Source organism: Pseudonocardia adelaidensis (genome assembly GCF_039543345.1).
GTDB classification, from domain to species: domain Bacteria; phylum Actinomycetota; class Actinomycetes; order Mycobacteriales; family Pseudonocardiaceae; genus Pseudonocardia; species Pseudonocardia adelaidensis.
This window is the reverse complement of record NZ_BAABJO010000013.1, coordinates 176,570-203,517: the sequence shown is the minus strand read 5'-3', so window position 1 is coordinate 203,517 and position 26,948 is coordinate 176,570. Positions and strand designations below refer to the sequence as shown.

General features: G+C 73.7%; 28 protein-coding genes and 1 pseudogene. 12 read left to right on the top strand and 17 right to left on the bottom strand.

Annotated elements, in window-relative coordinates; genetic code table 11:
• Positions 1-116: 116 nt before the first annotated feature.
• The 3 genes from ABEA81_RS19585 to ABEA81_RS19575 form a co-directional block, all read right to left on the bottom strand.
• Complete coding sequence (locus ABEA81_RS19585) at positions 117-3,965, bottom strand: hypothetical protein (protein ID WP_345606637.1); 3,849 nt, start codon at positions 3,963-3,965, stop codon at positions 117-119.
• A gap of 358 nt (positions 3,966-4,323) precedes the next feature.
• Complete coding sequence (gene moeZ / locus ABEA81_RS19580) at positions 4,324-5,496, bottom strand: adenylyltransferase/sulfurtransferase MoeZ (RefSeq protein ID WP_345606636.1); 1,173 nt, start codon at positions 5,494-5,496, stop codon at positions 4,324-4,326.
• Positions 5,497-5,545: 49 nt separating this feature from the next.
• Complete coding sequence (locus ABEA81_RS19575; RefSeq protein ID WP_345606635.1) at positions 5,546-6,568, bottom strand: alpha/beta fold hydrolase; 1,023 nt, start codon at positions 6,566-6,568, stop codon at positions 5,546-5,548.
• 130 nt (positions 6,569-6,698) lie between these two features.
• On the opposite strand from ABEA81_RS19575, the gene ABEA81_RS19570 reads away from it, so the two are divergent.
• Together ABEA81_RS19570 and ABEA81_RS19565 are read left to right on the top strand one after the other, a co-directional pair.
• Positions 6,699-7,904 (top strand): hypothetical protein, encoded by a 1,206-nt coding sequence (locus ABEA81_RS19570; protein ID WP_345606634.1) that lies wholly within the window; start codon positions 6,699-6,701, stop codon positions 7,902-7,904.
• A gap of 47 nt (positions 7,905-7,951) precedes the next feature.
• Positions 7,952-8,575, top strand: coding sequence for a TetR/AcrR family transcriptional regulator (locus tag ABEA81_RS19565; protein ID WP_345606632.1), 624 nt, complete (start codon positions 7,952-7,954; stop codon positions 8,573-8,575).
• Positions 8,576-8,581: 6 nt separating this feature from the next.
• Here ABEA81_RS19565 and ABEA81_RS19560 read toward each other — a convergent pair whose 3' ends face one another.
• Together ABEA81_RS19560 and ABEA81_RS19555 are read right to left on the bottom strand one after the other, a co-directional pair.
• Positions 8,582-9,139 (bottom strand): ClpP family protease, encoded by a 558-nt coding sequence (locus ABEA81_RS19560; protein WP_345606630.1) that lies wholly within the window; start codon positions 9,137-9,139, stop codon positions 8,582-8,584.
• Between the two features lie 11 nt (positions 9,140-9,150).
• Entirely contained in the window at positions 9,151-9,765 is a 615-nt protein-coding gene (locus ABEA81_RS19555) for an ATP-dependent Clp protease proteolytic subunit (protein ID WP_345606629.1), read from the bottom strand.
• 164 nt (positions 9,766-9,929) lie between these two features.
• On the opposite strand from ABEA81_RS19555, the gene ABEA81_RS19550 reads away from it, so the two are divergent.
• Together ABEA81_RS19550 and ABEA81_RS19545 are read left to right on the top strand one after the other, a co-directional pair.
• Entirely contained in the window at positions 9,930-10,151 is a 222-nt protein-coding gene (locus ABEA81_RS19550) for a hypothetical protein (protein WP_345606628.1), read from the top strand.
• A gap of 1 nt (position 10,152) precedes the next feature.
• Positions 10,153-10,350 (top strand): DUF7455 domain-containing protein, encoded by a 198-nt coding sequence (locus tag ABEA81_RS19545; RefSeq protein ID WP_345606627.1) that lies wholly within the window; start codon positions 10,153-10,155, stop codon positions 10,348-10,350.
• A gap of 33 nt (positions 10,351-10,383) precedes the next feature.
• Here the strand turns inward: ABEA81_RS19545 and ABEA81_RS19540 are convergent, their stop codons facing one another.
• The 3 genes from ABEA81_RS19540 to ABEA81_RS19530 are packed head-to-tail and all read right to left on the bottom strand — an operon-like array spanning position 10,384 to position 13,069.
• Complete coding sequence (locus tag ABEA81_RS19540) at positions 10,384-11,292, bottom strand: alpha/beta fold hydrolase (protein ID WP_345606626.1); 909 nt, start codon at positions 11,290-11,292, stop codon at positions 10,384-10,386.
• Positions 11,289-12,200 carry an AurF N-oxygenase family protein gene (locus tag ABEA81_RS19535; protein WP_345606625.1) on the bottom strand — a complete coding sequence of 304 codons (912 nt, stop codon included), beginning with the start codon at positions 12,198-12,200 and terminating at the stop codon, positions 11,289-11,291. Before ABEA81_RS19535 ends, ABEA81_RS19540 begins: the two co-directional genes overlap by 4 nt.
• Positions 12,197-13,069 (bottom strand): SDR family NAD(P)-dependent oxidoreductase, encoded by an 873-nt coding sequence (locus ABEA81_RS19530; protein WP_345606624.1) that lies wholly within the window; start codon positions 13,067-13,069, stop codon positions 12,197-12,199. The genes ABEA81_RS19535 and ABEA81_RS19530 overlap by 4 nt, the downstream gene beginning before the upstream one ends.
• Before the next feature lie 59 nt (positions 13,070-13,128).
• Between ABEA81_RS19530 and ABEA81_RS19525 the strand changes: the two genes are divergently transcribed.
• Together ABEA81_RS19525 and ABEA81_RS19520 are read left to right on the top strand one after the other, a co-directional pair.
• On the top strand, positions 13,129-13,803 hold the full coding sequence (locus tag ABEA81_RS19525) for a TetR/AcrR family transcriptional regulator (protein ID WP_345606623.1): 675 nt from the start codon (positions 13,129-13,131) through the stop codon (positions 13,801-13,803).
• Positions 13,796-14,131 (top strand): DUF4873 domain-containing protein, encoded by a 336-nt coding sequence (locus ABEA81_RS19520; protein WP_345606622.1) that lies wholly within the window; start codon positions 13,796-13,798, stop codon positions 14,129-14,131. Before ABEA81_RS19525 ends, ABEA81_RS19520 begins: the two co-directional genes overlap by 8 nt.
• 94 nt (positions 14,132-14,225) lie before the next feature.
• Here ABEA81_RS19520 and ABEA81_RS19515 read toward each other — a convergent pair whose 3' ends face one another.
• Both ABEA81_RS19515 and ABEA81_RS19510 read right to left on the bottom strand, forming a co-directional pair.
• Positions 14,226-14,453 carry a DUF3107 domain-containing protein gene (locus tag ABEA81_RS19515; RefSeq protein WP_345606621.1) on the bottom strand — a complete coding sequence of 76 codons (228 nt, stop codon included), beginning with the start codon at positions 14,451-14,453 and terminating at the stop codon, positions 14,226-14,228.
• A gap of 117 nt (positions 14,454-14,570) precedes the next feature.
• Positions 14,571-15,239: a ferritin-like fold-containing protein gene (locus tag ABEA81_RS19510; RefSeq protein WP_345606620.1), complete on the bottom strand. Its 669-nt coding sequence runs from the start codon at positions 15,237-15,239 to the stop codon at positions 14,571-14,573.
• Positions 15,240-15,477: 238 nt separating this feature from the next.
• Between ABEA81_RS19510 and ABEA81_RS19505 the strand changes: the two genes are divergently transcribed.
• The 3 genes from ABEA81_RS19505 to ABEA81_RS19495 all read left to right on the top strand — a co-directional run bounded on the left by ABEA81_RS19505 (position 15,478) and on the right by ABEA81_RS19495 (position 19,618).
• Positions 15,478-17,313, top strand: coding sequence for a DEAD/DEAH box helicase (locus tag ABEA81_RS19505; protein ID WP_425570609.1), 1,836 nt, complete (start codon positions 15,478-15,480; stop codon positions 17,311-17,313).
• A gap of 23 nt (positions 17,314-17,336) precedes the next feature.
• Complete coding sequence (locus ABEA81_RS19500) at positions 17,337-18,605, top strand: Rv3212 family protein (RefSeq protein ID WP_345606619.1); 1,269 nt, start codon at positions 17,337-17,339, stop codon at positions 18,603-18,605.
• Between the two features lie 209 nt (positions 18,606-18,814).
• Positions 18,815-19,618 (top strand): oxygenase MpaB family protein, encoded by an 804-nt coding sequence (locus ABEA81_RS19495; protein WP_345606618.1) that lies wholly within the window; start codon positions 18,815-18,817, stop codon positions 19,616-19,618.
• Here the strand turns inward: ABEA81_RS19495 and ABEA81_RS19490 are convergent.
• The 5 genes from ABEA81_RS19490 to ABEA81_RS19470 all read right to left on the bottom strand — a co-directional run bounded on the left by ABEA81_RS19490 (position 19,581) and on the right by ABEA81_RS19470 (position 22,732).
• Positions 19,581-19,892: a hypothetical protein gene (locus ABEA81_RS19490; RefSeq protein ID WP_345606617.1), complete on the bottom strand. Its 312-nt coding sequence runs from the start codon at positions 19,890-19,892 to the stop codon at positions 19,581-19,583. The genes ABEA81_RS19495 and ABEA81_RS19490 overlap by 38 nt on opposite strands.
• Positions 19,871-20,707 carry a RecB family exonuclease gene (locus ABEA81_RS19485; RefSeq protein ID WP_345606616.1) on the bottom strand — a complete coding sequence of 279 codons (837 nt, stop codon included), beginning with the start codon at positions 20,705-20,707 and terminating at the stop codon, positions 19,871-19,873. Before ABEA81_RS19485 ends, ABEA81_RS19490 begins: the two co-directional genes overlap by 22 nt.
• A gap of 366 nt (positions 20,708-21,073) precedes the next feature.
• The gene (locus tag ABEA81_RS19480) at positions 21,074-21,949 is read right to left on the bottom strand and encodes a PHP domain-containing protein (protein WP_345606615.1); all 876 of its coding nucleotides are present in this window, start codon (positions 21,947-21,949) and stop codon (positions 21,074-21,076) included.
• Between the two features lie 83 nt (positions 21,950-22,032).
• Complete coding sequence (locus ABEA81_RS19475; protein WP_345606614.1) at positions 22,033-22,569, bottom strand: PH domain-containing protein; 537 nt, start codon at positions 22,567-22,569, stop codon at positions 22,033-22,035.
• A 4-nt stretch (positions 22,570-22,573) separates the two neighbouring features.
• On the bottom strand, positions 22,574-22,732 hold the full coding sequence (locus ABEA81_RS19470) for a hypothetical protein (RefSeq protein WP_170225713.1): 159 nt from the start codon (positions 22,730-22,732) through the stop codon (positions 22,574-22,576).
• A 100-nt stretch (positions 22,733-22,832) separates the two neighbouring features.
• Between ABEA81_RS19470 and ABEA81_RS19465 the strand changes: the two genes are divergently transcribed.
• The gene (locus ABEA81_RS19465) at positions 22,833-23,228 is read left to right on the top strand and encodes an NUDIX hydrolase (RefSeq protein WP_345606612.1); all 396 of its coding nucleotides are present in this window, start codon (positions 22,833-22,835) and stop codon (positions 23,226-23,228) included.
• A gap of 206 nt (positions 23,229-23,434) precedes the next feature.
• On the opposite strand, the pseudogene ABEA81_RS19460 reads toward ABEA81_RS19465, so the two are convergent.
• A pseudogene (locus ABEA81_RS19460) lies at positions 23,435-24,337 on the bottom strand (MFS transporter); the annotation flags it as partial.
• A 189-nt stretch (positions 24,338-24,526) separates the two neighbouring features.
• On the opposite strand from ABEA81_RS19460, the gene ABEA81_RS19455 reads away from it, so the two are divergent.
• A complete protein-coding gene (locus ABEA81_RS19455) occupies positions 24,527-24,889 on the top strand; it encodes a winged helix-turn-helix transcriptional regulator (protein ID WP_345606611.1) in 363 nt (120 codons plus the stop codon).
• A gap of 198 nt (positions 24,890-25,087) precedes the next feature.
• Here the strand turns inward: ABEA81_RS19455 and ABEA81_RS19450 are convergent, their stop codons facing one another.
• The gene (locus ABEA81_RS19450) at positions 25,088-25,591 is read right to left on the bottom strand and encodes a MaoC family dehydratase (RefSeq protein ID WP_345606658.1); all 504 of its coding nucleotides are present in this window, start codon (positions 25,589-25,591) and stop codon (positions 25,088-25,090) included.
• 283 nt (positions 25,592-25,874) lie between these two features.
• Between ABEA81_RS19450 and corA the strand changes: the two genes are divergently transcribed.
• Complete coding sequence (gene corA, locus ABEA81_RS19445) at positions 25,875-26,939, top strand: magnesium/cobalt transporter CorA (protein WP_345606657.1); 1,065 nt, start codon at positions 25,875-25,877, stop codon at positions 26,937-26,939.
• The last annotated feature ends 9 nt before the right edge of the window (positions 26,940-26,948 follow it).

Below are 26,948 nucleotides of genomic sequence, written 5' to 3'. Positions count from 1 at the left end.
GATCGGGCGGTGACCCGGTGCGATGATCACTCGCCGTCGTCGCCGCCCGCCGGCGCTCACTCGCCGTCGTCCCCGCCCACCGACGCTCAGTCCGCGTCGTCCCCGCCCACCGACGCTCAGTCCCCGTCGTCGCCGCCCCCGTCGTCCCCGCCGTCGTCGCCCCCGTCGTCTCCACCGTCATCGCCGCCGTCGTGATCGCCGCCGTCGTGATCGCCGCCGCCGTGATCGCCGCCGCCGTGATCCCCGTCGTCGTCCCCGCCGTCGTCGTCGCCGTCATCGGAGTCGCCGTCACCGGAATCGCCGTCATCGGAATCACGGTCGTCGGAATGCCGATCCGAGCCCTTGTCCGAGTCGTGGTCGGAGTCGTGGTCGGAGTCGTCGTCGGAGTCCCGGTTCGAGTCGCGGTCCGAGCCCTTGTCCGAGTCACGGTCGGAGCCCTTGTCCGAGTCACGGTCGGAGCCCTTGTCCGAGTCACGGTCGGAGCCCTTGTCCGAGTCACGGTCGGAGCCCTTGTCCGAGTCACGGTCGTCATCGGAGTCCCGGCCCGAGTCGTCGTCGGACTTCCGGTCCGAGTCACGATCCGAATCCCGGTCCGGGTCCTCGCCGGAGTTCCGATCCGCATCCGAGTCCCGATCGCTGTCACGCTCCGCATCCGAGTCCCGGTCCGACCCGCCATCGGAGTCGCGTTCCGAGCGCTGGTCGGCGGCCTCGTCGGAGCGGCTGTCGGAGTCCCGGTCAGACCGGTCCCCGGACTCCCGCTCCGAGTCGCCGTCGGTGTCACGGTCGGTGTCCTCCTCGGTGTCACGGTCCGAGCGGTCGTCACGGTCGGCCGAGTCCTCGTGGGAGTCACGACCGGAGTCCCGATCGGAATCGCGGTCGGAGTCACGGTCGGAGTCACGGTCGGAGTCACGGTCGGAGGAGCCCTCGGATGCCAACGCCTTCCAGACGGCCGCCTCGAGCTCGTCCTCGTCCCATCCGCCCCGGTCGCCGGACCCCGAGTCGCGGTCGGACGATTCACCCGACGAGTCGTCATCCGAGGAGTCCCGATCCGGAGCGTCACCATCGGACCCGCGGTCCGAGTCGCGGCGGTCCGAGTCCCGGCCCGACTCGTCGTCCGAGACGCCCCCCGGGTCGTCCCCCGAGTCGTCATCGGAGTCGTCATCGGAGTCGTTCTTCTCGGCCGCGGCCGCCAGCAGGGAGCCGAGCCCGGAACCTCCCAACGCCTCGAGGACCCGGCCGGCCCGTTCGGCGTCGTCCGAGCCGGACGAGTCGCCGGAGTCCGAGCGGTCGGTATCGCGGTCGTCGTCCGAGCGGTCGCCCCGGCCGCCGCCGGATTCCTCGCCGGACCGGTCAGAGCCGCGGTCGGCGTCGGCACGCACGTCGTCGTCGCGCTTGCGGTCCGATCCGCCGCCGTGGTCTTTCGATCGGTCGTCGTCCGCGGTCAACGACCCGCCGACGGCCTCGACGACCCCCGCGACCTTCCGGTCCGGTCGCGACGAGCCCGAGTCGTCGCCGTCGTCCCCGCCGCGATCGGACCCGCCGCCGTCGGACCCGCCGCCGCTCGGCTTGCTGTCGGACCCGCTGCCCCGGTCGCTCCTGCTGCCGCCGTCGTCGTCCGCGTCGCCGTCCCGGTCGCCACCGCCGTGACCCCCGCCGCCGAACAGGCCGCGCAGCGGTCCGGCCCCGCCGGAGTCGTCGTCCCCGCCACGGCCGTCGTCGCCGGCGGCGTCCCCGGCGTCGTCACCGTCATCCGCGGCGCCGTCATCCCCGGCCACGTCATCCCCACCGTGGTCGGACCGGCCGCCACCGCCGAGGAGATCCCCGACCGATCCGACGAGGCCACCCGGGGAGCGGCCGCCACCGGACTCAGCGCCGGTGCCACGACCACCGCCCCGCGACACCTCGTCCGGGCCGGCGCCCATGTCCGCCCCCGAACCCCGGCCCGCCCGGTTGCCCGACGCGACGTCTCCCGGCCGGTCGCGGTGCTCACCCCCGGCGTCCGCGCCGCCGAGTGCGTCCCCGACGGAGCCGAGCGCATCACCGACGGCGCCACCCGGTCCACGGTCACCCGAGCCCTCGCCCTGCTCCCGGTCACCCGCCGCATCCCGCTCACCGGGCCGGTCCCCACCCCCGGGCGAACCACGATCGCCACCGGCCGGCCCGCGTTCGCGGGGCCCCTCGCGCTCCTCACCCCCGGCATCCGCGCCGCCGAGTGCGTCCCCGACGGAGCCGAGCGCATCACCGACGGCACCACCCGGTCCACGGTCACCCGAGCCCTCGCCCTGCTCCCGGTCACCCGCCGCATCCCGCTCACCGGGCCGGTCCCCGCCCCCGGGCGAACCACGATCACCACCGGCCGGGCCGCGTTCACCGGGTCCCTCGCGTTCATCGCCGCCGGCGTCGCCCGGCCGACCGGCGCCGTCCCGGCCGCCGCCGAGCGCATCGCCCAGTGAGCCGAGTGCCTCCCCGACGGGTCCGCCCGGCCCGTTCTCGTCCCCGCCGGCTTTCCCACCAGGGCTCTCGTCCGCCCCGCGGTCACCCGGGTCCCGGTCCTGGCCCCCGGACGGCGCTCCCCCGGCGGGGGGTCGGTCCGCGGGCGACCGCTCCTTCTCGCCGGCGTCACCACCGTCGCCGCCCGCCTTCTCACCGCCGAGCGCATCGCCCAACGAACCCAGTGCGTCCCCGATCGGCCCCCGATCGGGGCCGTCGGCACGGAGGTCCGGCGGCGAGTCGGGGTCGTGGTGCTCCGCGGTCTCGTCCCCCGGGCCGCGGGGGTCCGGCGGTGCGCCGTTGGACGTGTCCTGCCGCTCCTGGTCCTCGTCCTCGCCGCGGGCGATGACGTCGGGGAGATCGGGCAGGGCGTCCTGCTCCTCGTCGTTGTCGTCGGAGTCGCCGTCGGCCTTCTCGCCGTCGGACTTGTCGCCGTCGGACTTGTCGCCATCGGACTTGTCGCCATCGGAGTCGCCGTCGTGGTCGTCCCGGTCGGATTCCTCCCGGTCCTCGGAGCGCCCCTCGTCCGACCTCCTGTCGGAGCCGCCGTGTTCGACCACGTCGAGGACGCGCTGCCTGACTTCCTCGGTTTCCTCGTCGTCGTCGGGCAGCGGGCTGCGGACGGCGTTGTCGACTCCGCGCTCGAGGTCCTCGAGCTCGTCGCGCTTCGCCTCGCGCTGGCGCAGCTGCAGGTCCCGTTGCTCGTCGAGCGCGGCGATCTCGGGCGACTGCCCGCTGCGCCGACCGGACGGGGCGGCCGCGAGTGCTTCCTCGACCGCCTGCAGGTGGCGCTCGGTGGTCCGGAGGTCCGTCCGGGCGCGGTCGAGGGACCGGTAGGTGTCGATCTGGGACGCCAGCGTGGCCTTCCGCCGTTCGAGCAGGGCCTTGCGCGCCTGCAGGTCCTCCACCTCGGGAGGGGTGATCGAGCGGCGCTCCGGCGGCAGGCTCGTCCACGCGCGTTCGGTCTGCGTGAGCGTGTCGAGCTGGCTGTCGAGCGAGGCGAGTGCGATCTGGGCGTGCGCGATCCACTCGGCCCGCGGGTCGGTCCCCGGCTCGGCGGGGGCGGTCTGCGTCGGAGCGATCGGTTCCGACGCGGTGAAGACGTAGGTGGCCGCGAGGATGCCCGCGGCGCCGAACACGGCCATGGTGCGGCGCCTGCGCCCGTTCGCGCGCGCCCTGCTGCGGGTGGCGGCGGCCTGCGCGGCGTGGTGCGCGCGGCGCGCCTCGACGAGGGCCCGCTGCTCCCGCACGCCGTGCGGGACCGGCGGTGCCGACGGATCCTCCAGCGGGTCGAGGAGCCAGGGAAGCGTGGCCGCGAGGCGCGCGTCCTGTCCGGCCTGTGCGGCGGCCCGCCGGGCCTGCCGGGCGGCGGCGCGGTGCGCTGCCGTGCAGTATCGGCGAGGCGGGCGACCGGGGATGTCCTCGATCACCTCGTTGCACCCGGGCAGGGCACAGCGTCTCGCGTTGTCGTCCACCAGTGCGACCCCCATCGCCGGGTGACGGAAGGCATGCCAGGACTCGGGACGAAGCGACCGTGGTGTGCGCCGCGGCGCACCCCGACACCACGGTCCCGCAGATCCGTCTTGATCTTTCGGCTCCGGAACGCTACCCGGCACTCGACCGGGTGTCACTGCTCCGTTCGACCAACACGACAGCAGGAAGTCGATCACAGTTAGTGATCACGAGTGCTCCGATTGGGCCATTCGAGCCCTTTCTCCCGTGCGCGCGACAAGCGCTCTTGCATCGGTAAGGACGAATGCAAACGAAACGACGACGACGCCCCTCCGACCAGGTGTCGGACGGGGCGCCGTCGCGCGGGGCCCTGGGTTGCGCTCAGTACACCGGCTGGGAGGGATCGACCTGCTTGACCCACGCCAGCACGCCCCCACCGACGTGCACGGCGTCCTTGAACCCGGCGCGGTGCAGCACCGCGAGCGCCTCTGCCGAGCGCGCACCGGACTTGCAGTGCAGCACGACCGGCTTGTCCTGGGGGATCTCCGAGAGCGCCTCGCCGGACAGGATCCGGTCCTTCGGGATGAGCTTCGCCCCCGGGATGCTGACGATCTCGTACTCGTTCTGCTCCCGGACGTCGATCAGCTCGAAGTCCTTGCCCGCGTCGATCATCTCCTTGAGCTCGAGCGCGGTGATGGTGCTACCGGCAGCCGCCTGCTGCGCGTCGTCGGAGACCACACCGCAGAACGCGTCGTAGTCGATGAGCTCGGTGACCTTCGGGGTGTTCGGGTCCTTGCGGATCTTGATCGTCCGGTAGCTCATCTCCAGGGCGTCGTAGACCATCAGCCGGCCCAGGAGTGGCTCACCGATGCCGGTGATCAGCTTGATCGCCTCGTTCACCATGATCGAACCGATCGACGCGCACAGGACGCCCAGCACACCGCCCTCGGCGCAGGACGGCACCATCCCGGGCGGCGGCGGCTCGGGGTAGAGGTCGCGGTAGTTGAGCCCCTTGCCGTTGGGGGCGTCCTCCCAGAACACGGACGCCTGGCCCTCGAACCGGAAGATCGAGCCCCACACGTACGGCTTGCCGAGCAGGACCGCCGCGTCGTTCACGAGGTAGCGCGTGGCGAAGTTGTCGGTGCCGTCGAGGATGAGGTCGTAGTCACGGAAGACGTCGAGCACGTTCGACGAGTCGAGCCGCGTCTCGTGCAGGCGGACCTCGACGAACGGGTTGATCTCCTTGATGGAGTCGCGCGCCGACTCGGCCTTCGACCTGCCGACGTCGGACTGCCCGTGGATGACCTGGCGCTGCAGGTTTGACTCGTCCACCACGTCGAACTCGACGATGCCGAGCGTGCCGACGCCCGCGGCGGCCAGGTAGAGCAGCGCCGGGCTGCCGAGCCCGCCCGCGCCCACCACCAGCACCTTCGCGTTCTTGAGCCGCTTCTGCCCCGCCATGCCGACGTCGGGGATGATGAGGTGGCGGCTGTAGCGCTCGACCTCCTCCTTCGTCAGCTCGGCGGCCGGCTCCACGAGCGGCGGTAGCGCCATGATCAAGCTCCTCGCATCGACGTACTGGCTCACTTTGGCAACGTCGCGGTCACCCGGGTTCTTCCCAGGTCCCCGCCTCGACCGCATCCCACATGCCCGCGACCGCGCGCGCCACCGCCTCGGGCGCCTCGATCTGCGCGACGTGCCCCACACCCCGCAGCACCAGCAGCCGGGAGCGCTGAAGGGCGGCCGCGGTGCGTGCGGCCAGCCGGGGCGCGACGAGCCGGTCGCGCTCGCCCCAGACCACCAGCGTAGGCGCCTGCACACGGGCCGCGACGGACCACAGCGACTCGCCGCGCAGCCATCCCGCCACCATCGCCTTGCCGGTGCGCTCGGCGGCCTCGTGGGCCCACGCGAGCCGGGCGCGCACGGCGAGCTCGGCCGCGGCCTCGGCCACCCGGTGCTCCGGGGCGATCGCCGGGTCGCCGAAGCAGAGCCGCACGATCTGCTCGGCGCGCGTGCGCGGGTCCATCGCCGCGAGCTCGGAGCGGGCCCGCCTTCCGACCAGCGGCAGCATCGCGACCAGCAGCTTCCAGTCGGAGACGCGGCGCGGGTCGGGGCGCAGGTCGGGCATCGCGGGCGACACGAGCGTCAGCGTGCGCACCAGCTCCGGCCTGCGGGCGGCCACGGTGAGCGCGACGGCACCGCCGAACGAGTTGCCCAACAGGTGCACCGGCCGCCCGCGACCGGCGAGGAAACACAGCAGGGCGTCGGCGTGCCCGGCCGGTGAGTAGTCGCGCGACGCGAGCGGCCGGGAGAGCCCGAACCCGGGAAGGTCGACCGCGGTGCCGGGGGCACGGGTGGCGAGCAGCCCGGCGAGGTCGGTCCAGTTCGTGGCCGAACCGGACAACCCGTGGACGTAGACGGCCGGGGTGTCCCCGTGGCCGGGTGTCTCGCGCACGTGCAAGGTCACGCCGCCGGAGGTCACCTCGCCACCGGGCCACGTGGCCCGGTGCGGATCGTGCGGGGGCAGCGTGGCCGCGTCCGCGAGCGGGGGCCCCGCCGGCACCGCCTGCGTCCGGCGGGCGCGGACCAGCAGCGGACGGACGAACGGCAGCGCGACGGCACCCACCCTCCGAGGATGACCCGGCCACGCGGTGGCGGCCACCTGGCGTGACCGGACTCGCGCCGACCGGGGGACGTCATCGCAGCGGAGCTCGGCCGTTGTACCCAGTGCCTCGGGAGGAGGGACGGACGGCGCCGTGACGGACGGACGGGTGGAGAGCGCGGCCGCGGGCGTGGTCGGCACGGTGGCGCTGGCGGTGCTCGGGTGCCAGCTGGCAGGAGGCGCGCCGCTGACCGACGCGGCGGGCGCCGCCCTCGCCGTGCTCCTGGTCGCGGCGCCCACGGCGCTGCACCTGGCCACCGGGCTGCCGCGCCTCGTCGGCACCGAACGGGCCGCCCGGCTCGGCGCCCTGGTCTGCCGCGGCGACGCGTTCGCGGCCGCGCGGTGCGTGGACACGGCCCTGCTCACCGGGACCGGCACGCTCACCGGCGGCGCGCTGGGAGTGCACGCCGTGCACGCGGTCGACGGCGTCCCGCACGCGGACGTGCTGCGCCTGGCGGGCGCCGTGGCCCAGCAGTCGGAGCGGCCGATCGACCGCGCGATCGCCTGCGCGACGCCGCGGCTGCCCGGCGTCGCCGAGTTCGACGCAGTGGCCGATCTGGGCGCGCGCGGCATCGTGGCCGAGGTGGTGGGCGCCCCCGGCGAGGAGCAGCGGGTGATCGCCCACGCCGTGCTCGTCGGTGGTGCCGGGCTCCTCGCGGCGCACGACATCGACCCGCCTGCCGTGCCCGCGACGGCCGGGTGCACCGCCGTGGCGGTGGCGTGGGACGGCATCGCCCGGGGCGTGCTGCAGGTCGGGCCCGACGTCGCCGCGGCCACCGCGGCCGCAGTGGGCAGGCTGACCGCCCTCGGCGTGCGACCCGTCCTCGTCGCCGCCGAGGAGGCCGCGGTCGCCCTGGCCGTGGCCGAGCGCGCCGGCATCGCACCGGACGCCGTCCACGCCGGCATCGCGCCGCGGGAGGTGGCCCCGCTCGTCCGGGAGCTCCCGGGCCGCGTCGCCGTGATCGCCTGCTCCGAGCGGTACGGCCCGGCGCTCGACGCCGCCGACCTGGCCGTGCGCCTCCCACCGCACGGGGACGCGCCCGGTGCACAGCACCCGGTCCTGACGCTGGTGCACGCCGATCTCGCCGCGGCGGTCGACGCCCTCGGATCCGCCCGTCACACCGCGGCCGTCATCCGGATGAACCTCCTGTTCTCCCTCGCGTGCGCCACGGTGCTGCTCCCGGTGACCGCCATCGGCCTGCTCGGCCCGTCGCTCGCCGCGGCGGGCACCGCGGCCTGCGCGGCGGTACTCGCGGTCAACAGCGTGCGGTCCCAGCGGGCCACCACTACCGGCGGGTAAGGTGTTCTTCCGCACCCGATCGGGTGGAGGGACGGAGGGGCAACCGCATGACCGAGGCGCCGGCACCGGTGCACCGCGGCACCCGCCTGTCCCGCGACGCGCGCCGGGCCCAGCTGCTGGTCGCCGCGCGGGACGTCTTCGCGGCCCACGGCTACCACGCCGCCGCGATGGACGACATCGCCGAACGGGCCGGGGTGAGCAAGCCCGTGCTCTACCAGCACTTCCCCGGCAAGCTCGAGCTCTACCGGGCGCTGCTCACCACGTACGCCGACGAGCTGGTGGAGCGCGTCACCGCGGCGATCGACGGCACCAGCGACAACGAACAGCGCGTGCACGCGGCCGTCGCGGCCTACTTCGACTTCGTCGCCGGTGAGGGCCAGGCCTACCGGCTGGTCTTCGAGTCCGACCTGCGCGGCGAGCCGGAGGCGGCGGCGGTCGTCGACGGTGCGCTCACCCGCTGCATCGACAGCGTGGCGGCGGCGGTCACCGCCGACGCAGGCCTCGACAACTCACGCGCGCGCCTGCTGGCGGTGGGGCTGGTCGGGTTGAGCCAGGTGGCCGCGCAGTACTGGCTCGACTCCGACCAGGCGGTTCCCCGCGACGAGGCCGTGAGCCTCATGTCCGGCTTCGCGTGGCGCGGCCTCGCCGGGTTCCCGCTGGTCCACGACTGACGCTGCTCACCGCGGTGGCGTGCGCAGCACCCCGTCGACGAGGCCGTAGTCGACGGCCTCCTGGGCGGTGAACCAGCGGTCGCGGTCGAAGTCGGCCTCGATCCGCTCCAGCTGCTGCCCGGAGTGCTCGGCCGTGAGCTCGGCGATCCGCCTCTTGAGCTTGGCCAGCATGCCCGCGCGGATCACGATGTCCGACTCCGATCCGCCCGCACCGCCCGACGGCTGGTGCATCATCACCTGGGCGTGCGGCAGCGCGAACCGCTTGCCCGGCGCGCCCCCGGTGAGCAGGAACTGGCCCATCGAGGCGGCCATGCCGGTCGCGATCGTGGCCACGTCCGGGGCGATCGAGTGCATGGTGTCGTAGATCGCCATCCCGGCGAAGACCGAGCCGCCGGGCGAGTTGATGTAGAGCGTGATGTCGGCGTCCTTGTCCTCGCCCGCGAGCAGCAGCAGCTGCGCGACGAGCTTCGTGGCGACGTCGTCGTCGACCTCCTGGCCGAGCACCACGATGCGCTCACGCAGCAGCCGGTCGTAGACGGTGTCGTCGATGGTGGGTGCGCTCATGGCGGGTCCTTTCAGCGGGGGAGTTTGCGGCTCTCGATGACGTTGTCGGCGAGCCCGTAGGCCACGGCCTCCTCGGCGGTGAGGATCAGGTCGCGCTCGATGTCGGCGTGGATGCGCTCCACGCTCTGGCCGGTGGCCTCGGCGAGCGCCTCCTCGAGCTGCCGGCGCAGGCGAGCCACCTCCGTGGCGTAGATCTCCAGGTCGGAGGTCTGCCCGCGGACGACGTCGATGCTCGGCTGGTGGATCAGCACCCGGGAGTTGGGCACGACGGACCGGTGGCCCGGCGCCCCGGCCGCGAGCAGCACGGCCGCAGCGGATGCCGCCTGCCCGAGGCAGTAGGTGTGCACCGCGGGGCGGATGTAGCGCATCGTGTCGTAGATCGCCGTCATCGCGGTGAGCGAGCCGCCCGGCGAGTTGATGTACATCGAGACCGGCCGGTCGGGCTCCGCGGACTCCAGGCAGATCAGCTGGGCCATGACGTCGTTGGCCGCCGCGTCGTCGATCGGCGTACCGAGGAAGACGATGCGGCCCTCGAACAGCTTGCTGTAGGGATTCGACTCCTGGTAGCCGTAGCTCGTCCGCTCGACGAACGACGGCAGGACGTAGCGGGCCTGCGGGCTGTGCATGCGGGGGACGCTAACGGCGCCCGACCTCCCCCGACCGGCTCCTTCGCGGGTGGCGAACCCCTTTCGCCGAGAGCGGACGGCGCGAGCGATGAGTTCCGGGAGTGGCGCCGGTCTCACCTACAACCGCGCCGCACGGAGCGCGCAGGCCCGGAAGGGAGCGAGAAATGATCACCACGTCCGACCTCAGCCACCGGGACCGCGCCGTCCTGCGCGCCGTCGCCGCCGGCCGCTGCACCGTCTCCACGATCGGTGTCCTCGCCGTCGACGGGCTCGGGTGCTGCGACCAGTTCGTCGGCCGCAGGCTGGCCGCCGCGGGCCTCATCGCCTCCGGCCCCGGCCCCGCCCACCTGACGGCCACCGGCCGCGCGCTGATCGAGGCGGCGTGACGTGAACGCCTACTGCGACCGCTGCCCGGCCCGCGCCCGCGTCCGCGCCGAGCTCCCGGTGGGCGAGCTGCACTTCTGCAACCACCACATCCGCGAGCACCGCGACCGCCTCCGGGAAGCCGGTGCCCAGCTCATCACGCTGCCCGGAAAGCCGGCCCCGATTGCAACGAGGCCACCTCCCGGCAGGCTCGTCGCCTGAAGGTGGCCATGCTGCAACGGCCGCAGGCGCCGATCACGCCGTCGCGCGGAGCTCCCCGTTCCGCACGGCGCCCCTCGCCAGCGCGGCTATCCGGCTCGACACGCCGGACACCCGTTCGAGGGGGAGCATGTGCCCGGCCCCCGGGAAGATCGTCAGTCCCGCCGACGGCAACGCGTCGGCGATCCGCCGGGCCGCGCTCACCGGCGTGAGCCGGTCCCGGGAACCGACGAGCACGACGGTCGGGATGTCGGCGAACGCCGGGAGCGCGGCGTCGCGCTCGTGGGCTTCGAGGGTGGGCTGGAAGCCGGACACGGTGAGCGGCCGGCACGCACCCACCGTCTCGCAGGTGATCCGCCGGGCCTCCGCGCTCGGCCGGGTGCCGAGCAACAGCCACCGCATCGCGGGCGCGATGAGGTGCGGGTTGCCGAAGTGCTCCCGCCGCGCCCAGCCCCGCGTCCCGGACACCCGCCGCTGCACGCGCCGGTAGACCGCGGCGACGGGCGGGGCGAGCCCGAACGGCCGCTCGGCGAGCCCGCCGCTGGCGGTGGAGACCAGCGCCACGCCGCGGGCCCGCGCCACGACGTCCGGATGCCGTTCGGCGAGGGCCATCAGCGTCATGCCACCCATCGAGTGCCCGGCGAGCACGAGCGGCCCGGTCGGCGCCGTGGCCGCGACGACCTCGGCCAGGTCGTCGGCGAGCTGGTCGATCGTCATGGTCGCCGGCTCGACGGCGGCCGAGCGGCCGTGTCCGCGGTGGTCGGGCCGCACGACCCGCACCGGTGCCGGCCCGCCGGCGAGCGAGCGGGCCACCGGTTCCCACGCGCGGCGGTCGAGCGTCCAGCCGTGGACGAGCACGACGGTGACGGGGGCGTCCTCGGGCCCGTCGATGTCGACGTGCAGCGGCACGCCGTCGGCGGCGGGGACGGTGCGCGCGGTTGTCATCGGACGAGGTGGGCCTTCCGCCAGAGGATCTCGCTGGGGCCGCCGATGATGCCCTGCTCCCGCAGGAACGGCACCAGCTTGCGCGCCGACCAGGCCAGCGTGTCCTGGTAGTGGGGGTTGTTCAGCGCCGCCTTCTGCCCGACCGCGGGATCGATGCCCACGGACTTGTAGACGTCGCGGTGGACCAGGTTGCGGGCCACCACGAACGCGACGCGCGCCGAGAGGTAGCGGGCCAGGGTCCGCTGGGCGGCGTTCGTCCCCGGCATGATCCGCATCAGCTCCTCGCGGGCGTAGCGGACGTGCCGGGCCTCCTCGGTGACGTGGATCCGGTTGACCATGCGGGTGAGCGGCTGCACGGAGTCGTCGCGCATGGCCTCCCGCTGCAGCTGGTCGAGGATCTCCTCCACGAACAGCGTGCCGGCGAACATCGCCGGACCGGTCGCGACGGTCTTGAAGAAGCGCCCGAGCTCGTGGGTGAGCCGCTTCGGCGCGTAGTCCGGCACCCCGTAGCGCTCGGTCATCTTGGCGAACATGATCGAGTGCCGGCACTCGTCGGCGATCTCGGTGAGCGCGTACTGGATGTGCTGGCGGCGCGGGTCGCGGTCGTAGGAGTAGCGCAGCAGCATCTGCATGAGGATGATCTCGAACCACAGGCCGATCCGCGCGATGCTGCACACCTCGTGCACCGACAGCGTGCGCCGCTGCTCCTCGGTGAGCCCCTCCCACAGCTCGGTGCCGTAGAGCGAGACCCGGTGCGGCGGCATTCCCCAGGTGCCGTCCGCGAGCGGGGCCTGCCAGTCGATGTCGATGCTGGGCTCGTAGGAGTGGTCGAGCGACGAGCGGAGCAGCCGTTCCGCCGTCGCCTCGCGGTCGTTCACGGTTTTCGCGTTCACGGTCTTCACGTTCATCGCGTGCTCCTTTCCGGGGCACGGCCGGTCAGCCGGGCGACGAGGCCGGCCGCCAGCGGCGAGCCGTCGAACCGCCCAGCGGCGGCCTGTTTGCGGATCTGCCGGGCCGCCAGCGCACCGACCGTCGCGGGAAGGTGCCGGGCCGCCCACAGCTCGACGTTGCCGGCGCGGGTGCAGGCGGTGTCGCGCGGCGGTCGGGGCGCGGCGAGGGTGCGTAGCACGGTGCCGACGACGTCCTCGACCTCCTCGCGCCGCACCTGGCCCTCCAGCGTCAGCCCGACCTCGCGCCCCGCGGCGTGGATCCCGGTGCGCACGTAACCCGGGTAGACGGTGCTGACGTGCAGCTGCGTGCCGTACTCCAACCGCAGCGCGTCCGCGTACGCGCTCATCCCGCGCTTCGCGACGCTGTAGGCCGAGACGAACGGCAACGTCACGTACGCGAGCTCGCTGGCGACGAAGACGGCGCGCCCGCGGTGCCCACCCCGCTCGGCCCGGCACGCCAGCAGCGCCGGGAGCGCTGCCGCGGTGACGCGCCACGCACCGAGCAGGTTGACGTCGATGACGCGCAGCGCGTCGGGCTCGAGCGGGCCACCCGCGTCGTTCGGGGTGCCGATGCCGGCGTAGTGCACGACGGCGTCGAGCCCGTCGAGCAGCTCCACGGCCTCGGCGACGGCCGCCTCGACGGCCGACGTGTCGGTGATGTCGCAGGCGAGCACGCCGCTCTCGGGCCCGCCGCCCGCCACGTCGAGCCCGACCACCCGCGCACCCTGTTCCCGCAGCCGCGTGACGGTGGGTGCCCCGAAGCCACCGGCCGCGCCGGTGACGAGCACCCGGCCGGGCATTCCGGTGGACGCCTGTGTCCGTGCCATCGAACCAGCCTCCAGACGACACTTGCGTGTTACCGCCGGTAACTGTTACCACAAGTACCGTGCATCGTGACGAAGCCCGTGTCAAGCCGAGCACCCCGGCGCAACGGCAACAACGACGAGCCGAACGCCGCGCCGAGATGGTGCAGGCCGCGATCGAGGCGGTGCGCACGCACGGCCCCGGGGTGTCCGTCGCGGAGCTCGCGGCGGCGGCCGGCATCACGAAACCCGTGCTCTACCGGCACTTCACCGACCGTGCGGACCTGCAGCGCGCCGTCGGCGAGAAAGCCGCGGAGATGCTGCTGGGCCGGATGGCCCCCGAGTTCGACCCCGACCGCGAGCCCGCGCAGCTGATCCGAGGGGTGATCGACGCCTTCCTCGCGGGCATCGAGGCCGAGCCGCAGCTGTGGCGGTTCGTCGTGCACCACCCGATCGAGCGGGAGGCGGGAGCCGAGATCGTCGAGGACGCCCGCCAGCAGATCGCCCGCCTGCTCGCCATGATCATCGGCGAGCGGCTGCGGGCGCTGGGCCTCGACTCCGGCGGCGCGGAGGCCTGGGCGCAGGGCCTCGTGGGAATGGTGCAGAGCGCGGGCGACTGGTGGCTCGAGCGGCGCACCATGAGCCGCGCCGCGCTCACCGACTACCTGACGACCCTCATCTGGGGCGGCATATCGGGTGTCATCGCGATGGCCGACGAGCCCGTCCCGATGCCCTCGCCGGAGGCGGACCGTGGCTGACCACGACGAACACGACGAACACGACGAACACGACGAACACGACGAGGGCTACACCGGCCCCGCCGTCCTCACCGTCGACGGGCGGGACGTGGCCGTCCACGCGCAGCTGGACACCCGTCACGAGCCGCACGACGGGCGGCTGCACTGGTTCGGCCGGCTCCGCGTGGAGGACGGACCGCAGGAGCTGCCGAGCGGCACGGTCGAGGTGCGCACCGAGAGCGGTCGCGCCGAGGGTCGCATCGGCGACGTGGACCCCTGGGGCCGCTACCGCGTGACGGGCGTGGGCACGCCGCCGTTCCGGGTCGACGAGCCGGACCTGGACGACTGACGGGCGGTTCGCCGCCGGGACAGCGCTACCTGACGTCGTGAGCGGATACGAGTGCCGGAGCACTCGTATCCGCTCACGAGGGCGAACCCGCAGGTCAGCCGATCGCGAAGCCCACCCGTCCCGCCGCGGCCGGGGCGATCTCCACGTAGGCGATCTGGGCGGCGCGGACGAGGTAGCGCCTGCCCTTGTCGTCGACGAGGCGGAGCAGCCCGTCCGCATCCTTGAGCGCGTCGTCGACCAGGGCCTGGACCTCGTCCGGCGTCTGGTCGCTGGACACCACGAGCTCGCGCGCGCTCTCCGCGATGCCGATCTTGACCTCCACCGGTGGACCTCCTGGTCACGTCGTCCGAGCTGAATGCGCGGCCCAGGCTAGCCGAGCGCGGCGGTGCGGGAGGGCCTGGGCGCTCTGCCGTGGGCGAACGAGACGAGTGGCGCGCGGCTAGTTGAGCCCGAGCTTCGCCATCCGCTTGCCGTGGTTGGACTGGAGGCGTTTGAGCAACGCGGCGATGCCGGACAGGTCTCCGGTCCCGGAGACGATGAACTCGGCCAGCTCGTCGCGCTCGGCCACGATGTGCTGGGCCTGGGTGACGGCTTCGCCGAGCAGCCGCCGCCCCCAGAGCGCGAGCCGGTCGTGCACCTGCCTGCTGCTCGCGCAGGCCGCCTTGACCTCGCGCTCGGCGAACGCGCTGTGGCCGGTGTCGGCCAGCACCTGCTGCACGAGATCGCCGGTGGGCCCGGGCAGCCAGCCCGCGATGTCACGGTAGAAGTCGGCCGCGAGCCCGTCGCCGAGGTAGGCCTTGACCAGCGACTCGAGCCAGCTGCGGGGCGCCGTGGACGCGTGGTAGGCGTCCCACTGCGCCACGAACGGCCGCATCGCGTCCTCGACGCTCACCCCGAGCCCGTCGAGGTGCTCCTCGAGCAGCCGGAAATGCCCGATCTCGGCGGCCGCCATCGCGGAGAGCGCGGCGCGACCGCCGAGGGTGGGCGCGTGCCGCGCGTCCTCGGCCAGGCGGTCGAACGCCGACAGCTCCCCGTAGGCCAGCACGCCGAGCAGGTCGACGGTAGCCCGGTCCGCCACCGCCTTGTCCACGGCCCGCGCAGTCCCCATGGTGCGGAGCCTAGTGCCCGGACGACCCGCGTGACCGACGTCACGAAGATCGGTTCGATGCGGCCCGGGCCACGGAACGGGCGGGGACGCCCGCGCCGCACCGCCCGGACGGGTCGGCGGCGGTGCCCCATCGAGGGCCGCGACCCGGTAGGATGTGCGGCAGCGCAGCGCCCACATCGGGTGCGCGCCTACGAGCGTCGCCGGTGCTGAGCGCGTCGGCTCCGCAACGACATGGTGCGTGCAGCGCCTCGTCAGCTCTCCCACCCGAGCGCCCCGCGCGCCGGTGGTCGACGAGCCGGCCTCGGGCTCCTGTGCGCGGAGAGAGGCGATCAACCTGTCCGTCGAGAGCGACACTTCCATCGAGAACCCCCCCACCGCCGACCCGATCGACGAGGTCGTGGAGGCGCATCCACTCCAGGCCGGCGCCCCGGTCCGGCCCGAATCTCCCACGTTCGCCGAGCTCGGCGTCCGGCCCGAGATCGTCAAGGCGCTCGCCGAGGCCGGTATCGAGCGCACGTTCGCGATCCAGGAGCTCACGCTCCCGCTGGCGCTGGCAGGCGAGGACGTGATCGGCCAGGCCCGCACGGGCATGGGCAAGACCCTCGGCTTCGGCGTCCCGCTGCTCCAGCGGGTCGTCCCGCCGGCCGAGCAGCCCGCCGCCGGCGTCGACGGCGAGGCCGCCGACCGCACCAAGGACGTCCCGCAGGCGCTGGTCGTCGTGCCGACGCGCGAGCTGTGCGTGCAGGTGGCCAAGGACATCGCCGACGCGGGCAAGCACCTCGGCGTCCGCGTCACCGCCATCTACGGCGGCCGCGCCTACGAACCGCAGCTCGCCGCCCTCCGCAAGGGCGTCGACATCGTGGTCGGCACGCCCGGCCGGCTGCTCGACCTGGCCGAGCAGCGCCACCTGGTGCTGGGCCGAGTCAAGGCACTCGTGCTCGACGAGGCCGACGAGATGCTGGACCTGGGCTTCCTGCCCGACGTCGAGCGGATCATGCGCATGCTGCCGGACCAGCGCCACACGATGCTCTTCTCGGCCACGATGCCGGGCCCGATCATCCAGCTGTCGCGCACGTTCCTGCACCGCCCCACCCACATCCGGGCGGAGGAGGCCGACCAGGGCTCCATCCACGAGCGCACCAAGCAGCTCGTCTACCGGGCCCACGCGATGGACAAGGTCGAGCTGCTCACCCGCGTGCTGCAGGCCGACGAGCGCGGTCTCACCATGATCTTCGCGCGCACGAAGCGCACGGTGCAGCGGGTGGCCGACGACCTCGCCGACCGCGGGTTCGCCGCCGCCGCCGTGCACGGTGACCTGGGCCAGGGTGCCCGCGAGCAGGCGCTGCGCGCGTTCCGCTCCGGCAAGGTCGACGTCCTCGTGGCCACCGACGTCGCGGCGCGCGGCATCGACGTCACCGACGTCACCCACGTCGTCAACTACCAGTGCCCCGAGGACTCGAAGACCTACGTCCACCGGATCGGCCGCACCGGCCGTGCCGGCAAGGAGGGCGTGGCGGTCACGCTCGTCGACTGGGACGAGATCCCGCGCTGGAAGATGATCAGCGACGATCTCGGCCTCGGCATCGACGAGCCGGTCGAGACCTACTCGACCTCCGACCACCTGTACGCCGAGCTCGGCATCCCCGCCGGCGCCACCGGCCGGCTCCCGCGCTCGAAGCGCACCCGGCCGGGGCTCGACGCCGAGTACATCGACACCGAGGGCGACAACGGCTCGAAGCGCCGCTCCGGTCGCTCGAAGACCGGGCCCCGGCGCGCCGAGGACGAGGTCGTGGCGCCCCGGCGGCCGCGGCGCTCGCGGGCGCGCACCCGCAGCCGTGGCGGCGTGACGGTCGACGGCGGTGCGGAGGGCGGCACGGCCGGCGGCGACGCGCAGGCCTCCGAGGCGGTCGCAACCGCTGCGGAGGCGCCGGCGGCGCAGGCCGGTCCCGAAGCCGGCCCGCGCGCCGACAGCGATCGGCCCCGCAGGCGCCGGCGTCGCGGAGGCGCCCGCCGCCGCACCGACGAGACCGTCGGCGACGCGGACGGCGACGCGCAGGACGCGGCCGCCAGCTGAGCACCGCACGCGGGGCGACCGGGTTGGCGCCCGTCATCCCCGACCGGCCGCGCCCACCCCGGGTGCGGCCGGAACGGCGCCGCCGCAGCGACGTGGTCGTAGCGGCGGCGCTCACCGTGCTGCTGGTCGGCGTCACGATCGTCCTCTGGGTCACCAGCGACGTGGCGCACACCTCCTCCGTGGAGGCCGCCGATCCGATCGCGCCGCCGCCGGCCGCCGCCGGCATGCCGGCGGCCGTCACCGAGGCGTGGCGCGCACCCAGCGGGGCCACGGTCGCACCGGTGGTCGCGGGGCCGGCCGCCGTCACGGCAGACGGCGGCCTCGTCGTCGGCCGCGACGCGCTCACCGGCGAGGTGCGCTGGAGCTACGAGCGCGACCGGCAGCTCTGCACGGTCGCGGCCGGGTTCCCCCGCGCCGATCAGGGCCGGGGCCGGGTGCTCGCGCTGTACGCCGAGGACTCCGAGTGGTGCAGCGAGCTCACCGCGCTGCGCCCGGACACCGGGGCGCGGGCCGCGGCGAGCAACCCCGACGTGCGCCCGGGCACCCAGCTGCTCGCGTCCGGGTCGTCGGTGGTCGCCACCGGCCCCAACTACCTGGAGGTCATGCGCAGCGACCTCGTCAAGACGCTCGAGTACGGCGCCGTGCCGATCCCGGTGCAGGTCAAGGCGCAGCCGCGGCCGCAGTGCACCCACGCGTCCACGGCGCTCGGGACCGACCGGCTCGGCCTCGTCGAGCGCTGCCCCGGCGAGGGGAGCGACCGGCTCACCCTCGTCGTCACCGACGGGGAGAAGGGCGCCGAGGAGCCCGAGGTCGCCTTCTCCGTCCTGCTGCCCGGCCCCGGCGCGGTGATCGTCGCGGTCTCGGACGAGCGGGTGGCCGTGGCGCTGCCCGGCCCGCCGCGGCTGCTGGTGTACGACCACGCCGGCCGGCAGGTGGCGGAGCACCCGCTGGACGTGCCCGGCACCGATCTCGTCGATCCGCCGGGCGGGGTGGCGGCAACGGCCACCCGCGACCACCGGATCACGTGGTGGACGGGATCGCGGACCATCGCCCTCGACGACCAGGACCTCGCCCCGCAATGGGTCGTGCCGGACGCGCTCGGCCCGGCGGTGCCCTACGCCGACGGGTGGCTCGCACCGGTGCCCGGCGGGCTGCGGGTCCTCGACGCCCGCGGTGCCGAGCTGCGCACGATCCCGGTGGAGCGCCCATCCGGCCCGGTGCGGCTGGCGACGCTGGGAGAGGTGCTGCTCGAACAGCGGGCAGGCGAGGTCGTGGCACTGAAGCCCGCCTGAGGGTCCTGAACAGCTCCGGCCGTAGCGAGCGGCGTCCGAGTGGCCGCATCGCAGCGGGGTCGCCTGGTGGGAGGAGGCCGATACCGGGCCGTATCTGCGACGACGACAACGCAGCGAGGTGGCCGCCGGGCGTCGCGCAGTAGGTCGGGGTTCTTCAGCGCGCCCCTGGCACCTGGCATGGAGGGGCTCGATCGGGCAATCCTGGTGGCGTGAGCACCGCAACGCCCCCTTCCGTCGCGAGCGAAGGGCTCTTCCCGCCGGGCAGCGCCACCCGCCACGTCATCGGCGACCCGGCCGCGCTGGTCGGCGGCATCAGCGCCCTGTTCCTGCAGGCCCTGCACCCGCGGGCGATGGCGGGGGTCGAGCAGCACTCGTCCTTCCCCGCCGACTTCTGGCCACGCCTGCAGCGCACCGTCGGCTACGTCACCACGCTCGCGTTCGCCGACCTCGCCACCGCGGAGAAGGCGGCGGCGCGGGTGCGCGCGATCCACCGGCGGGTCCGCGGCACCGACCCCGTGACCGGTCTGCCCTACGCCGCCGACGACCCCGACCTGCTGCGCTGGGTGCACGTCAGCGAGGTCAGCTCGTTCGCCGCCGCCGTGCGCCGGTTGGGACTGATCGACGCGGCCGAGGAGGACCGTTTCCTCGCCGAGCAGGTGCGGGCGGGGGCCCTCCTGGGCGCCACGGACCTGCCGGCCGACCGCGCCGCGGTGGAGGCCTACTTCGCGGCCGTCCGACCGGAGCTCGCGGCCAGCCCGGTGGCGCGGCGGGCCGCCGCCCGGCTGCTGCTCGCCCCGCTGCCGTGGCGGCTCGCCCTGTTCACGCCTGCCCGGCCCGCGTGGACGGTCGTCGCCGGGGTGGCCGTCGGACTGCTCCCGGACTGGGCGAAGCAGCTCTACGGGATCCCGCGCGTGCCCGGCGCGGATGCTGCCACCACCGCGGGCCTCGCGACCCTGCGCGCCGCGCTCCTGACCTTCAGACGAGCCACAGGACGGCCAACACCACCGCGGTGAGGCCCATCACGGCGAACGCCCACCCGGCCGCCTGGGCGGCCGGTGAGCGGTCGGCCCGGCGCTGGAGCACCACAGCGGCGACCGCGGCCACCACGTGCCCGCCGATGGACGCCGCACCCGGCCCCGGCACCGCGCGCTGCTGCGCCACGACCCCGGCGACGAGCAACGCCACCGCCAGCGCCACGAGCCCGCCCGCCAGCACCCCGGAGAACCCCCGCAGCAGGCGGACCGCCCGGGGCTCCGTCCTGCGCCTCAGGGTGCCAGCCCGGCCCACGGCACCTCCTCGGGCGCGGCCGCCCGCCCCTCCGGGCAGTGCCTGCGCACGTCGCAGCCACCGCAGCGCGGGGCAGGTCGGGGCGGGAACAGCACGTCGGCGTTCCCGCCCGCGGCGAGTTCGCCGGCCGCGCTGTCGAGCTCGGCCGCGCTCGCCTCGGCGCGTGCGACGTGCTCCCGCAGGGACGCCGCGTCGTGCCGCCAGGCCGCGACCGTGCCGCTGGGCAGGTGGTGCAGCTCCACCTGCGTGCACTCGCGGTGCAGGGTGCGCTCCACCGCCACCGCGTAGAGGGCGAGCGCACGCGACGCACGGGCGTCGGCGGGGGTCGGGGCGCGGCGCCCGGTCTTGTAGTCCACGACCACCAGCTCGGCACCGCGGCGGTCGATCCGGTCGACGCGCCCCTCCGCGACGATCCGGTCGGTGGCGGCCGACACCCACCGTTCCAGGCCGACGGGCTCGACCTCCGGGTCCAGCTCGGCGGCGTACTCGGCCAGCCAGCCGCGAGCGCGCTCCCGGTAGTCGGCGGCCTGGTCGGCGTCGCGGAAGCCTTCGCTGCTCCAGTACCGGTCCACGAGGCGGGCCGCCGTCCGCGGGGTGCGCTCGGCGGGTGGGAGGTCGAACAGCGCCCGCAGGGCGAGGTGCACCACGGCACCGAGGGTGCTCCCCGCACGGGCGCCGCCACGGGACGGCGCCGGTCGGTCCAGGTAGGTCATCCGGTACCGGCGCGGGCAGTCGTCCCAGGTGCCGAGCCTGGACGGGGTGACCCGCACCAGCCGGGTGGTGGCGAAGTCGAACCCGAGCTGCGCGCCGTCCACGCGAGCACGGTAGTCGCCGCCCACCCGGTTCGGTGACGACCCCTGACGAGGTCCGGCGGGGATCGACGACGGTCTCCTCCGGCTGGTGCGCCGGGCGGTTGGCCCGCCGCGCGGTGAGGATGCCGATCGCGGACAGGCCGGCGACCGCAGCGCCGAATGCGGTGGCGACGGTCAGCACCGTCACGATCGCCGCTGCGGCCTTCGTCCCCTCGTCCGGGCCTTCGGTGCCGGTCATCGCGGCCACCGCCAGATGGGGCATGGCGATGCCGATCCCCGCACCGCTCACGAGCAGCACGGGCAGCCACGCGATGACCACGGGCACTGTGGTGCGCTCGTGCTGCCGTCACATCGATAGCCGGCCCGCCGTCAGCCGGTCAGGACCTCGACACCGGTCGTGGCGTCCAGCAACTCCTCGAGCGCCTCGGGGGCGGTGGTCTCCAGCGCGATCGGGGTGGTCTTGTTGGTGCCGTGGTAGTCGCTCGATCCGGTCGCGACGAGCCCGGTGTCCGCGGCGAGCCGCCGCAGCAGGGCGCGGTCCTCGGGAACGTGGTCCGGGTGGTCGACCTCGACGCCCGCGAGTCCGACGGCCGCCAGCTCGGCGATGACCGACGGTTCCACCACCCGCCCACGCCTGCGCGCCAGCGGGTGCGCGAACACCGCGAAGCCGCCCGCGGAGCGCACCATGTCGATGGCCGTACGCACGGGCGTGTCGGTCTTCGGCACGAAGTACGGGCTGCCGTTGTAGAGGAGCGTGGCGAACGCCTCGCTGACCGAGCCGACCACCCCCGCCGCGACGAGCGCCCGCGCCAGGTGCGGCCGTCCGGCGCTGGCGCCGTCCGGCAGGAACGCGAACACCGCGTCGGGGTCGACCGGGTACCCGTCCGCGGCCATCTTCTCGGTCATCCGGCGCAGCCGCTCGACGCGCTCGGCCCGCAGCCGCGCCTGCTCGGCCACGATCACCGGGTGTTCGGGGTCGAACTGGTAGCCGAGCAGGTGCACCGCCACGTTCCGGTCCCCGCGTCCGGTGGGGCTCACGCACGAGAACTCCGCCCCGCGCAGCAACCGCATTCCCGGTGGCAGCGCGGCCGCGGCCTCCGCCCAGCCCGCGGTCGTGTCGTGGTCGGTGATCGCCAGCACGTCGACGCCCGCGGCCGCGGCGACGGCGACGAGCTCGGCCGGGCGGTCGGTGCCGTCGGACGCGGTGGAGTGGGTGTGCAGGTCGATTCGGGGGCGGCGGGGCACGCCTGAGGCTATCCCGGACCAGGAGGGCCCTGAACAACTCCGGTCGTCGCGCAGCAGGCCCGGTTGGTCAGGGCGCGGCGAGGTCAGCGCCGCCAGCGGGGCCGGGCGAGCATCCCCGTGGCGCGCGTCTTGCCCTTCTCGCCGAACACGAGCTCCGACAGCGCCTCGTAGATCTCCTCGGGGCGAGGCAGGTAGTCGATCCGGTTGAGCGCCTGGATCTGACCCGCCGACTCCACGACGATCGTGCCGTAGCCGAACATGCGGCCGCCGAGCGTGCGCTGGAACGTGAGGTCGGTGACCTTGCCCAGCGGCATCATGCCGACGTTGTGGGTGATGATGCCCTGCGCGAGCATCACCCGCTTGTCGGTGATGACGATGCGCTCGATCCACCACAGGATCGTGAGGATCGTGAACCGCAGCACCGCCACCAGCGCCAGGTACCAGGCCAGGTTGTCGATCAGGATGCTGTCGGGCAGCAGCCGCTCGCCGATCACCAGGGCCAGCAGGAACAACGCCGTGGAGCTGACGTGGTTCATCATCACGGCCCAGTGCTGCCGCACGCGGATGACCCTGCGCTCCGTGGGGAGCAGGTACTCGTCGATCTCGCGAGGGGCGAGCATGGGACTAGACGAGCTGGGTGACGAAGCGGATGACGGACTCCGCGCCGTCCCTGAGCGTGGTGCCGACGCTCGTGACGGATCCGGCCGCGTTGTCCGGCTGCGTGAAGACGAAGAAGAGGAGCAGCGCGATCGCGAGCAACCCGACGATCTTCTTGACGTTCACCACAACCACCGTTCTGGACGGGACGGAGACCTGCACCTGATTTGTACCGCACCGATCGTGTCCAGGGTATCCGGCGCGCGGGGCCGTATGGTGGCCGTTGATGACATTGGGTGATGGCTCCGTCCCCTGTGTGGGGGGACTCGCCTACGACGAGTCGGGCAGGCTGCTGCTCGTCCAGCGCGCGAACGAGCCTGGTCGCGGCCTCTGGTCGCTGCCGGGAGGCCGCGTCGAGGCGGGGGAGGACGACGCAGCCGCGCTCGTCCGGGAGATGGCCGAGGAGACCGGCCTCGTGGTGCAACCGGGTGGTCTTGTCGGCCGAGTCCACCGCGGCACCTACGAGATCGCCGACTACCGGTGCCGCGTGCTGGGCGGGACCCTGGTCGCCGGCGACGATGCGCTCGACGCGCGCTGGTGCGACGCGGCGACATTGCTGGAGCTCCCGCTCGTGCCGCTGCTGCTGGAGACGCTGCGGGAGTGGGACGCCCTTCCCCGCTGACCACCCGCCCGCCGCTCGCGGCGCAGGACGTGCAGCGCGAGCGCGAGCCCTCCCGCGGTGAGGACCGCACCGACGAGCGGGAGCGCAGGCGTCCCCGGCCCGGCGATGACCTGCCCGCCCAGCCAGCCGGCGAACGCGGCGGCGAGCTGGTAGCCGGAGGCGTTGACGGCCACGGCGAGCGTCGGGGCCGCGGCGGCCGCGGCCACCACCCTGGTCTGCATGCCGGGGATCACCGCGAAGGCGAGCACGCCGACCGCGAACGTCAGCACCGCCGCGGCCGCGGGCACGGCGCCGGCCAGCCCGAACAGCGCGAGCACGGCGGCCAGCGCGGCGAGCAGCCAGGCGACCGACGGCAGCAGCGCCCGGTCGGCGAGCCTGCCGCCGACCACGTTCCCGGCGACGGCGCCGGCCCCGTACACCAGCAGCAGCACCGGAACCGCCCCCGCCGGGAACCCGCCGACCTCGGTGAGCAGCGGCGCGATGTAGGTGAAGACGGTGACGACCCCGACGTTGCCCACCGCGGACAGCGCGATCGCGAGCTGCACGTCCCGGTCGCCGAGGACGCGCAGCTCGGCGAATGCGGACCCGGACGTTCCCGGGGCTGCGGGCACGTGGCGCAGCACGAGCGGCACCGCGGCGAGCGTGACCGCAGCGACCGCCACGAACGTCGCCCGCCAGCCGAGCTGCTGCCCGATGACGGTGCCGAGCGGGGTGCCGAGGACGAGCCCGAGGTTGAGTCCCAGCGTCACCTTCGCCACGGCGGACGCCTGCCGGCCCGGCGGGGCGACCGCGGCCGCCGTCGCGATCGCGACGGCGAAGAACGTGGCCACGACCAGGCCGGCGGCGAACCGTGCCGCCAGCAGCGCGACGTGGTTCGGCGCCACCGCCGAGCCGAGGTTGCCGAGCACCGACACGGCGACCAGGCCCAGCACCAGCGGCCGACGCGGGACGCGTGCGGTGAGCACCGTGACCACCGGCCCGCCGACGATCATGCCGAGGGCGTAGGCGGTGGTCAGCAGGCCCGCCGCGGGGATCGACGCCCCGATGTCGGCGGCCACGTCCGGCAGGATGCCGGCCACGACGAACTCCCCCGTGGTGAATCCGAACACCACGAGGAAGAGGGCGAAGATGGTGCGCGACACGACGATCTCTTCCTCTCCAGGAAATTCCTCCGGTGCGGTTTTCGCACGTCATCGACCCACTGGGGCGGCAGGAATACGACGGGAAGGATCGTCGTTCGGCAATGCGCGAAGAACAAGTACCCACATTCGAGTAACCACTTACCGAAAGGTGCGTGCATGCCCGAGAGGTGCGAGGTGTTCGTGTCCGGGCTCGACGCGAGCATCGACGTGGTCGGCGGCAAGTGGAAGGTGCTCATCCTCTGGGCACTCGGCGACGGCCGGAAGCGGTTCGGGGAGCTGCGGCGCGCGGTCGACGGCGTCAGCGAGAAGGTGCTCGCACAGCACCTGCGGGAGCTCGAGCGCGACGAGGTGGTGCACCGGGAGGTGCACGATGCGGTGCCGCCCAAGGTCGAGTACTCGCTCACCCCCTCCGGCGCCACCCTCATCGAGGCGCTGCGCCCGCTCGGCGCCTGGGGGTGCGAGCACAAGACCCGCATCGAGGCGATCCGGAACGGTCCCGGCGCCACCGTGTGCGCATAGCTCGCCGGGGGCGGAATGAGCTGCGGCAGCCGGTGTCCGGCGCGGCCAGGGCCGCCGCACACACCGTCGCGGTGCGGCACACATGCCCCGGCATGTGCGCGGAGCCCACCCGGTGTGTGCGGTCACGACCAGGGTGCGGGTGCGGCTCGCAGCTGCCCGGATACCCCGCCGGTCGACGTGACCGCTGCCCGCCTCCGGTCAGAGCTTCGGCTCGGGCCGCGCCGGCTGTTCGCCGCCACGGGAGTCCCCGTACGAGCGCTTGGGCACCATCACCTTGCGCCGGAACGTGCACACCACGGTGCCGTCCTGCTTGTAGCCCCGGGTCTCGACGTACACGACCCCGCGGTCGTCCTTGGAGCGCGACTCGGTCTTGTCGAGCACCTCGGTCTCGCCGTAGATCGTGTCTCCGTGGAAGGTCGGCTTGACGTGCTTGAGCGACTCGACCTCGAGGTTGGCGATGGCCTTTCCCGAGACGTCGGGCACGGACATGCCCAGCAGCAGCGAGTAGATGTAGTTGCCCACCACGACGTTGCGGCCGAAGTCGGTGGTCTCCCCCGCGTAGTGCGCATCCATGTGCAGCGGGTGGTGGTTCATCGTGAGGAGGCAGAAGAGGTGGTCGTCGTACTCGGTGACCGTTTTGCCCGGCCAGTGCTTGTAGACCGCGCCGACCTCGAACTCCTCGTAATACCGGCCGAACTGCAACGCTGCCGCCTCCATCGCCGATGCCCAGGACAGGTGGGGGTAATCTAGCCCGTGGACCGGCCTTGCCCGCCCTGCGTGGACTTGGCCCTGCACACACCGGTGAGGAGGTGAGCGCGGTGCCGACGGCACCCGGATGCAGTAGTCGCCGCGTTCCCGACACGGTGACTGGCTGACGGTCTCCCCGGTCGGGACGCGATTTGTCACGCGCGCGCCACGAGCCCCGCTCTGGCGTCCCGATCTCAGGAGGTACGCCGTGCCGCCCCTGTCCGCCCTCCGCCCCGCCATGCGCGCCAACCGCCAGGTGCGGCGCGAGACCGTGCTGTCCAACAAGCTGCGCGTCCCGATCTCGGCCTACGTCGTCGACTGCGCCGTGTACGCCGACGGCAAGCGGCTGCCCGGACGCTGGACGCACGAGCGCGCACTCGCCGAGGTCCGCGCGCGCACCGACGACGCCTTCGTCTGGATCGGGCTGCACGAGCCGGACGAGGAGCAGATCACGGGCATCGCCGACGTGTTCGGGCTCCACGAGCTGGCGGTCGAGGACGCCGTGCACGCCCACCAGCGCCCCAAGCTGGAGCGCTACGACGACATGCTGTTCATGGTGCTCAAGACGGTCTGCTACCGCGGCAGGCCGGCCGATGGCGCCGAGCACGAGATCGTCGAGACCGGCGAGGTGATGGTGTTCCTCGGTCCCGACTTCGTCATCACCGTCCGGCACGGCGACCACTCCTCGCTGCGCGACGTCCGCCGCGCACTGGAGAACGACCCGGAGCAGCTCGCGCTCGGGCCCGCCGCCGTGCTGCACGCCATCTCCGACCACGTGGTCGACAGCTACCTCGACGTCACCGCCGCCATCGAGGACGACATCGAGGACATGGAGACCCGGGTCTTCGCCCCGCGTTCCACGGTCGACTCCGAGCAGATCTACGTCCTCAAGCGCGAGGTGCTGGAGCTGCGCCGGGCGGTGGTGCCGCTGGGGGCTCCGGTGCGCAAGCTCACTGAGGGCTACAGCTCACTGGTGCCGCACGACGTCCGGTCGTACTTCCGGGACGTCGACGACCACCTCGTCACCGTCACCGAGCGGATCGCCGGGTTCAACGAGCTGCTCACCACGCTGATCGACGCCGCGCTCGCCAAGATCACCCTGCGGCAGAACACCGACATGCGCAAGATCACCGCCTACGTCGCGATCATCTCGGTCCCGACGATGATCGCGGGGATCTACGGGATGAACTTCGACTACATCCCCGAGCTCCACTGGTCGTTGGGGTATCCGATGGTGTGGCTCGTGATCATCGGCAGCTGTCTCGCGCTCTTCAGGGTGTTCCGCCGCAACCAGTGGTTGTGAGGAGACAGG

What these genes read in the sequence shown, in the direction of transcription:
- moeZ (WP_345606636.1), bottom strand. Translation starts at nt 5,496, where the DNA reads ATGGCGCTACCGCCGCTCGTGGAGCCGGCCGCCGAGCTGACGAAGGAG.
- ABEA81_RS19565 (WP_345606632.1), top strand. Translation starts at nt 7,952, where the DNA reads ATGACCGAGGCGCCGGCACCGGTGCACCGCGGCACCCGCCTGTCCCGC.
- ABEA81_RS19560 (WP_345606630.1), bottom strand. Translation starts at nt 9,139, where the DNA reads ATGAGCGCACCCACCATCGACGACACCGTCTACGACCGGCTGCTGCGT.
- ABEA81_RS19555 (WP_345606629.1), bottom strand. Translation starts at nt 9,765, where the DNA reads ATGCACAGCCCGCAGGCCCGCTACGTCCTGCCGTCGTTCGTCGAGCGG.
- ABEA81_RS19550 (WP_345606628.1), top strand. Translation starts at nt 9,930, where the DNA reads ATGATCACCACGTCCGACCTCAGCCACCGGGACCGCGCCGTCCTGCGC.
- ABEA81_RS19540 (WP_345606626.1), bottom strand. Translation starts at nt 11,292, where the DNA reads ATGACAACCGCGCGCACCGTCCCCGCCGCCGACGGCGTGCCGCTGCAC.
- ABEA81_RS19535 (WP_345606625.1), bottom strand. Translation starts at nt 12,200, where the DNA reads ATGAACGTGAAGACCGTGAACGCGAAAACCGTGAACGACCGCGAGGCG.
- ABEA81_RS19530 (WP_345606624.1), bottom strand. Translation starts at nt 13,069, where the DNA reads ATGGCACGGACACAGGCGTCCACCGGAATGCCCGGCCGGGTGCTCGTC.
- ABEA81_RS19510 (WP_345606620.1), bottom strand. Translation starts at nt 15,239, where the DNA reads ATGGGGACTGCGCGGGCCGTGGACAAGGCGGTGGCGGACCGGGCTACC.
- ABEA81_RS19475 (WP_345606614.1), bottom strand. Translation starts at nt 22,569, where the DNA reads ATGCTCGCCCCTCGCGAGATCGACGAGTACCTGCTCCCCACGGAGCGC.
- ABEA81_RS19465 (WP_345606612.1), top strand. Translation starts at nt 22,833, where the DNA reads ATGACATTGGGTGATGGCTCCGTCCCCTGTGTGGGGGGACTCGCCTAC.
- ABEA81_RS19455 (WP_345606611.1), top strand. Translation starts at nt 24,527, where the DNA reads ATGCCCGAGAGGTGCGAGGTGTTCGTGTCCGGGCTCGACGCGAGCATC.
- corA (WP_345606657.1), top strand. Translation starts at nt 25,875, where the DNA reads ATGCGCGCCAACCGCCAGGTGCGGCGCGAGACCGTGCTGTCCAACAAG.